Raw genomic sequence first — 6755 nt, 5'->3', positions numbered from 1 at the left:
AACCTCTTCAACCGCATGATCGGCCAGCTCTACCACTGCCTCCAGAAACACGAACTGTTCGACGAACAGACCGCGTTCCCAGTCCAACTTGCCGCCGCGGCTTGACACTTAGCCGCGTGAGGTGTCTCAGTGGGCGGGAGGCCGTCCCGCCTGCTCAAGCCTGACGACGAGGACTTCGTCGTCCAGACGGCCGCCACCCGCCCCACCAAGCTCGGTCAGCCCTTCACCCGCTGGTCGATCCGCAAACTCGCCGCCTACCTGCGCCGTGTGCACGGGCGTATCATCCGCATCAGCCGGGAAGCCTTACGGTGCCTACTGTCGCGCCGCGGCATCACCCTTCCAGCGCACCAAGACCTGGAAGGAGTCCCGAGATCCCGACCGCGACGCCAAGCTCGACCGGATCGAGCAGGTGCTGGGGCGCTTACCCGGCCGCGTGTTCGCCTTTGACGAGTTCGGGCCGCTGGGGATCCGGCCTACCGCGGGCTCTTGCTGGGCGAAACAGGGCAAGCGCGACCGGCTGCTGGCGACCTACCGCCGCACCCACGGCGTCACCTACTTCCACGGCTGCTACTCCGTCGGCGACGACCGTCTGTGGGGCGTCAACCGCCGCCGCAAGGGCACCGCCAACACCCTGGCGGCGCTGAAATCGATCCGCGCCGCCCGACCCGACGGCGCCCCGATCTACATCATCTTGGACAACCTCTCCGCCCACACCGGTGCGGACATCCGCCGCTGGGCGAAGAAGAACAAGGTCGAGCTGTGCTTCACCCCGACCTACGCCTCCTGGGCCAACCCGATCGAGGCCCACTTCGGGCCGCTGCGGCAGTTCACCCTGGCCAACTCCCACCATCGCAGCCATCCCACGCAGACCCGGGCCCTGCACCGCTACCTGCGCTGGCGCAACGCCCACGCCCGCGACCCCGACGTACTCGCCGCGCAACGCCGAGAGCGTGCCCGCATCCGCAGCGAGAAAGGCATCCGCTGGGGCGGACGTGCCAGATGCCCGGCGGCGTGAAGGATCGACAACCGGCACAGCCCACTCCCACAACACGGACCGCGAGGAGCTCTGCATGGACCATCAAGACGTCGACGCCGCCGTGGCAGAGATGCTGCGGGTGCTTGACCCCCATACCGCCGTGGACTGGACGGTGCCAGCGGGGCCGCTCGAATGGACCTGCTGGCAAACAGCAGCCCACATCGGCCACGACCTGCTGGCCTACGCAGGGCAGCTGGCAGCACAGCCCGCCGACGCCTACCTTCCCATCGACCTGAACATTCGCCCCACTGCCTCGCCGGCCGAAGTACTCCAGGCCGTCACCGCCCTCGGCAGACTGCTCAGCAGCGCCCTGGCCACAGCCACCCCGACCCTGAGGGCCTGGCACTGGGGCCCGTGCGACCCCGAAGGTTTCGCGGCGATGGGCGTCGCCGAAACCCTGCTGCACACCTACGACATCACGCAGGGACTGTCCGTGGACTGGCTACCACCAGCACCACTGAGCGCAGCAGTACTCAACCGGCTCTTCCCCGCCGCCCCGCCCGGAGACCCCACCCAGGTACTCCTCTGGTGCACCGGTCGCGGAGAACTCGACGGCCTCCCTCGCCAAACCACATGGAGGTGGGAAGCAGCACGACCGGACTGATCGAGCTGCCCCCGGCGAACGTTCCCGGTCACAGCACCAGGTGGGCCAGCTCTTCCCGCAAGGCGGGGTCAGCAGTAATGAGGAAGGGCTTGGCCTGATTGATGGCCTGGGTGCGGGCTTTGACGGCCGACGCCTTCGTGAGTTTGTACATCCTCGCGATCTGCACCGGCCCGTCGCCCGATTTAGGTGGCGTGGGAGAACCCTCACGGTCTGGGCATTCCACGCACCGGAGGGCGAGGGCGCCGTGCGACACCGACTGCCGGGCGGTCTCGTAGATGCCGTCTCGGGTCTCGGGCCCTGCACGGCGAGGACCACCTGCGCCAGGTCGCCGACGCCTTCGAAGCAGCACACCGATTCCGACACGGCCCAGCTCCTTCGGCGGCTCACGCAGCTGAGTCTCTGCCCACGCTGGCCGCCTCGACCATGCTCGTCGAGGCGCAGCCGTCGTGGTCGGTTTGACCGGCGAACCCCGCCCTCGACAAGAACGACGGCGGTGGTGAGCCCTGCCACCCCAGCCCCGATAAGGACAACACGCTCCGGGCTTCTCAACGGCGTTGACCTGACTGAGCTCACGGCAGCAGAGCCTCGTCGAGGTAGTCCTGGACCGGCTCGAATAGCCCATACGGAACGTACTATGGGATCTCGCTGTGCGCAGCCCAGGCCAGGCCGGCCACTTCTTCATCACTCGCGATGACCGCCTCGCCGCTGACGGCTCGGCATGCGATGTAGTAGATCTTCCGGCCCGTCACAGGGTGAACCCGTTGTCCCAGCACACTAGTCGGGGTCACCAGGAGCCCTGTCTCCTCCTGGGTTTCACGCACTGCAGCCTCTTCGGGAGCTTCGCCAGGCTCGATCTTCCCTGCCGGGAACTGCCACGAAAGTGCTCCTTCCGCGACTCGTCGCCGCACGAGCAAGACTCGCTCGTCCTCAACGACGATGGCAGCGGCAACTGCTGTCTGGGCCTCGATCGTCACGGAGATTCCCCTACCGGCGTGCCTGAATCAGCGCGTGAGTTCCACTAGGACCTGTCCCCGCCGATCTGTCCAGAACTGCCGGAGGCAGTGGCGCACGTGGCGACCAGGTCACTGCGGTAAGGCGGACGCCGGGCGACCCCGCCGTCTTGCCCGGTGCACGTCAATGATGCGAGACTCCGGAATCGATGCCGCCCGCGAGCCTGTCGGCGAACCGGACGCGGCCCCGCGCTCAGCCGGCTGGTCTCGACAGCAAGGGAGTGGCGTGTTACATGCACCAAGGTTCAGGCACGTTCCCGTGGGCGCGATGGCGGCCGTCCTCGCCCTCGTTCTCTCCGCATGCGGCGGTAACGGCGAGCGGGGAGGAAGCGGCCCCGCCGCCCCTGCGTCACTCGACCCCAAGGCGGACCTGAGCAAGCAGCGGCTCACGGTCTCGAACTGGGACGGCTACATGCCGAAGGATCTTCCCGCCCGGTTCAAGTCCTCCGTCGGTACGCCCGTGACCGTCGCGAAGCACACGACCAACGAGGAGATCGTCGCCAAACTGACCGCCTCCTCCGACAGCGGCATCGACGTGGCGTTCGTATCAGGCCAGTACGCGCAGGCGCTCGCGGCACAGGGGCTGCTCGAACCGATCCATCACGATCTGGTCCCGCATCTCAAGAACCTGGATGCGCTGGCTTCCCGTCTCGCTCACGACAAGGGCAACGTCTACTCCGTCCCGTACACCTGGGGCACCACCGGGCTCTGCTACCGCAAGGACCTCGCCGGCTACACCCCCGACAGCTGGAACGACCTGCTGAAGCCGCGCGCCGCGCTCAAGAAGAAGATCACCATGCTGAAGACCGAGCGCTGGCTCTTCCTCCCCGCGCAGAAGGCGCTCGGCTATTCGGTGAACACCACCGACCAGCAACAGCTCGCCCGCGTCAAGGAGTTGCTGCTCACCGCGAAGAAGGGACTCCTCGCGTACGACGACACCACGTTCGGTGACCGGCTCAAGTCCGGGGAGACGGTTCTGGCGGAGGCCTGGGACGGCTGGTGCCCGACCGATGACAAGAGGATCGGGTTCGTCGTCCCCAAGGAGGGCAGCGACCTCTGGACCGACACGATGGTCATCCTCAAGTCGTCGAAGAACAAGGAGGCGGCCCACGCCTTCATCAACTACATCCTCGACGCCAAGGTGCACTCCTGGGTCGCCTCGAACATCTTCTACAAGGTCCCCAACGACGCGGCGATGGCCGAGGTGGACCCGGCCCTGTTCAAGAAGTACCCGGCCCTCGCCATCACGCCTGAGCAACTGGTGCAGGGCGAGTCCGTCGTCGACCTCGGGGACGCCTCCACGGCCTACACCCGGATCGTCACGGAAGTCACCGCGGGCTGATGGTCCGCCGGGTGAAGGCGGGCTCGGGACCGCGTGTGCGAGCCCGCTTCGTTCTGATCGGCCCCGGCCTCTCGTACCTGGTCGTCCTGCTCCTGCTGCCGCTGGCCCTGCTGGTCGGCTACACGGTCTTCCGGCGGGGCCGCTTCGGCGGCATCGCGTACGAGGACGGCGTGACCGGCGAGAACTTCGCGAGGATCGCCGACTCCTTGTACGCCGGCGTCCTCGCGGACTCGCTGAGGATCGCGGCCATCACCACGGTGCTCGCGCTCGTCCTCGGCTACCCGACGGCGTACGCGATCGCCCGGCTGCCCCGGAGATGGCGAACGGTCGCCCTGGTCCTGGTCGTCCTGCCGTTCTGGACCAACTTCCTGATCCGTACCTATGCCTGGATCGTGCTGCTGTCCAGCCAGGGCGTGGTCAACACGGCCCTCACCGGCATCGGGGTGATCGACCGGCCGCTGGAGCTTCTCTACACGGAGCCAGCCGTCGTCGTCGGACTGCTCTACGCCTATCTTCCGCTGATGGTGCTGCCGCTGTACTCGGCGATCGAGCGGGTCGACCGGCGACTGCTCGAAGCCTCTGCCGACCTCGGTGCGCCCCCGGCCCGTACGTTCCTGAGCGTGACGCTTCCGCTCACCCTGCCCGGCGTGCTGACCGGCTGCATCTTCGTCTTCGTACCCAGCCTCGGCAACTTCGTAGTCCCCGAACTGCTGGGCGGCGGGCGCACGGTCATGGTCGGCAACCTGATCAGGGACCAGTTCCTGACGGCGCGGGACTGGCCGTTCGGCTCGGTACTGGCCCTCGCCCTCATCGCGTTCCTGGTCCTGTTGCTCATGGCGCAGGCGTGGGCCGGGCACCGACTGGGCGGTCGCTGATGCGCCGGCTGAGGCTCTTCCCGCTGTGGCTGACGTACGTGTTCCTCTACACGCCCGTCGTGGTGCTCGTGGTGATGTCCTTCACCCGGTCGGACAGCCCCTACGAGTGGTCCGGGTTCAGCACCGACTGGTACAGCACATTGGCGCGCGACGACGAGGTCCTGCGGGGTCTGGCCAACACGATGATCGTGGCCGCGGGCGCCACGGGCCTGTCCACCGTCCTGGGCACGCTGCTGGCCGTGGGGCTGGCCCGCCACGGAAGCCGGTCGCGGCTGCTGCACACTCTGTCGGTGCTGCCCGCCGTCCTGCCGGACATCGTGCTCGCGATCGGCCTGCTGGCCTTCTACTCGCTCATAGCGGCGACCCTCGGCCTGCACTCGGTGTTGCTCGCCCACACCGTCTTCGGCCTCGCCTTCGTCACGGCCGTCGTACGCACCCGGATCGCCCACGTCGACCCCGCACTGGAGGAGGCCTCCCGGGACCTCGGCGCGGGACCGGTCAGCACGTTCCTCCGGGTCACCCTGCCGACCCTCGCCCCGGGGATCGTGGCGGGCGCGCTGCTGGCGTTCACGCTCTCGCTCGACGAGTTCGTCATCGCCTTCTTCACCGCGGGACCGAAGGATCCCACCCTGCCGATCGTCATCTACTCGATGATCAGGTTCGGTGTGACCCCGGAGATCAACGCACTCGCCACTGTGCTGCTGACGGTCAGCTTCACCGTGGTGATCGCCGCCCAGCGGTTGAGCCGGCTCACGGAGGCGCTGTGAGCCCGAACCCGCCGTCCTCCCCGGCCCCGCCGCCCCTGGTCCGTATCGAGGGCGTGACCCGCAGGTTCGGCGACACCATGGCTCTGGACGGGGTCGACCTGGACGTCGGGGCGGGTGAGTTCTTCGCCCTGCTCGGTCCGAGCGGTTGCGGGAAGACGACGCTGCTGCGCGTCCTCGCGGGGTTCGAGACGCCGGACAGCGGCACCGTCAGCCTGGACGGCCGGGACCTGCTGGGGGTACCCGCGCACCGGCGGCCGGTCAACCTGATGTTCCAGTCGTACGCCCTGTTTCCGCACATGAGCGTGGAGAAGAACATCGCGTACGGACTGGCGCGGGAACGGTTTCCCCGGGCGGAGATCCGTGAACGGGTCGCGGCGGTGCTCGCCACCGTCGGGCTGACCGCACAGGCGCGCAGACGGCCGCACCAGCTGTCCGGCGGTCAGCGGCAGCGTGTCGCGTTGGCCCGCGCGATCGTCAAACGGCCCCGCCTGCTGCTCCTCGACGAGCCGCTGTCGGCGCTGGACAGACACGCCCGCGCGGAGATGCAGCTGGAGTTGAAGCGCCTGCAGCACGAGGCCGGCATCACCTTCCTCGTCGTCACGCACGACCAGGAGGAGGCGATGTCGCTGGCCGACCGTATCGCCGTCCTGGACCGTGGGCGGGTCCTGCAGGTCGACACCCCCGTCGAGCTCTACCGGCGCCCGCAGGGCAGGTTCGTCGCAGGCTTCGTCGGCTCCAACAACATCTTCTCCGGACAGCTGCGGCCCTCCGGCGGACTGGATGTGCCCGGCGTCGGTGTCCTGCCGGCTCCCGCCGGCGCCGGGACCGGAGCGGGGCTCGTCGCCGTACGCCCGGAGAGCATCCGGGTCGCCGCCGCGAACACGGAGGACGGCGAGGGCCTGCTGAGCGGAACCGTCCTGGACGTCAGCTTCCACGGCGGCTCCTCACGGATCGCGGTCACAGTCCCCGGCCTGCAACCGCCGGTCCTGGTCGTCGCGTCGGGTCCGGCTGCGGTGACCGCCGGCACGCCGGTCGCGCTGTCCTGGGACCCGGGCAGCGCGGTCCTGGTCGAGACAGAAGAGACAACGACCTGGAAAACGAGAGGACAAGCCCCATGAGTC

At 68.3% G+C, this 6755-nt stretch carries 7 protein-coding genes and 1 pseudogene; 6 read left to right on the top strand and 2 right to left on the bottom strand.

Annotated elements, in window-relative coordinates; genetic code table 11:
* Nucleotides 1-132: 132 nt before the first annotated feature.
* Together AB0D57_RS41585 and AB0D57_RS41580 are read left to right on the top strand one after the other, a co-directional pair.
* Nucleotides 133-1015: pseudogene (locus tag AB0D57_RS41585) on the top strand (IS630 family transposase); the annotation flags it as partial.
* A 55-nt stretch (nt 1016-1070) separates the two neighbouring features.
* Complete coding sequence (locus tag AB0D57_RS41580) at nt 1071-1640, top strand: DinB family protein (RefSeq protein WP_362086269.1); 570 nt, start codon at nt 1071-1073, stop codon at nt 1638-1640.
* 28 nt (nt 1641-1668) lie between these two features.
* On the opposite strand, the gene AB0D57_RS41575 is transcribed toward AB0D57_RS41580, so the two are convergent.
* A complete protein-coding gene (locus tag AB0D57_RS41575; protein ID WP_362086266.1) occupies nt 1669-1791 on the bottom strand; it encodes a hypothetical protein in 123 nt (40 codons plus the stop codon).
* A gap of 481 nt (nt 1792-2272) precedes the next feature.
* Nucleotides 2273-2614, bottom strand: a complete 342-nt coding sequence (locus AB0D57_RS41570; protein ID WP_362086263.1) for an NUDIX hydrolase — start codon at nt 2612-2614, stop codon at nt 2273-2275.
* Nucleotides 2615-2918: 304 nt separating this feature from the next.
* Between AB0D57_RS41570 and AB0D57_RS41565 the strand changes: the two genes are divergently transcribed.
* Genes AB0D57_RS41565 through AB0D57_RS41550 form a run of 4 tightly spaced genes read left to right on the top strand, consistent with a single transcriptional unit; the run spans nt 2919 to nt 6752 of the window.
* Nucleotides 2919-3992, top strand: coding sequence for a spermidine/putrescine ABC transporter substrate-binding protein (locus AB0D57_RS41565; RefSeq protein WP_362086272.1), 1074 nt, complete (start codon nt 2919-2921; stop codon nt 3990-3992).
* Nucleotides 3992-4867, top strand: a complete 876-nt coding sequence (locus tag AB0D57_RS41560; RefSeq protein WP_362086260.1) for an ABC transporter permease — start codon at nt 3992-3994, stop codon at nt 4865-4867. Before AB0D57_RS41565 ends, AB0D57_RS41560 begins: the two co-directional genes overlap by 1 nt.
* Nucleotides 4867-5634 carry an ABC transporter permease gene (locus tag AB0D57_RS41555; protein ID WP_362086257.1) on the top strand — a complete coding sequence of 256 codons (768 nt, stop codon included), beginning with the start codon at nt 4867-4869 and terminating at the stop codon, nt 5632-5634. Before AB0D57_RS41560 ends, AB0D57_RS41555 begins: the two co-directional genes overlap by 1 nt.
* Nucleotides 5631-6752 (top strand): ABC transporter ATP-binding protein, encoded by a 1122-nt coding sequence (locus AB0D57_RS41550; protein WP_362086254.1) that lies wholly within the window; start codon nt 5631-5633, stop codon nt 6750-6752. The genes AB0D57_RS41555 and AB0D57_RS41550 overlap by 4 nt, the downstream gene beginning before the upstream one ends.
* Nucleotides 6753-6755 lie beyond the last annotated feature (3 nt).

Origin of the sequence: Streptomyces sp. NPDC048275, assembly GCF_040652275.1 — a bacterium.
Classification (GTDB): domain Bacteria; phylum Actinomycetota; class Actinomycetes; order Streptomycetales; family Streptomycetaceae; genus Streptomyces.
Note: the sequence above shows the minus strand (reverse complement) of the source record. Positions and strands in the feature narration are given on the sequence as shown.

What these genes read in the sequence shown, in the direction of transcription:
- AB0D57_RS41580 (WP_362086269.1), top strand. Translation starts at nt 1,071, where the DNA reads ATGGACCATCAAGACGTCGACGCCGCCGTGGCAGAGATGCTGCGGGTG.
- AB0D57_RS41575 (WP_362086266.1), bottom strand. Translation starts at nt 1,791, where the DNA reads ATGTACAAACTCACGAAGGCGTCGGCCGTCAAAGCCCGCACCCAGGCC.
- AB0D57_RS41565 (WP_362086272.1), top strand. Translation starts at nt 2,919, where the DNA reads ATGGCGGCCGTCCTCGCCCTCGTTCTCTCCGCATGCGGCGGTAACGGC.
- AB0D57_RS41560 (WP_362086260.1), top strand. Translation starts at nt 3,992, where the DNA reads ATGGTCCGCCGGGTGAAGGCGGGCTCGGGACCGCGTGTGCGAGCCCGC.
- AB0D57_RS41555 (WP_362086257.1), top strand. Translation starts at nt 4,867, where the DNA reads ATGCGCCGGCTGAGGCTCTTCCCGCTGTGGCTGACGTACGTGTTCCTC.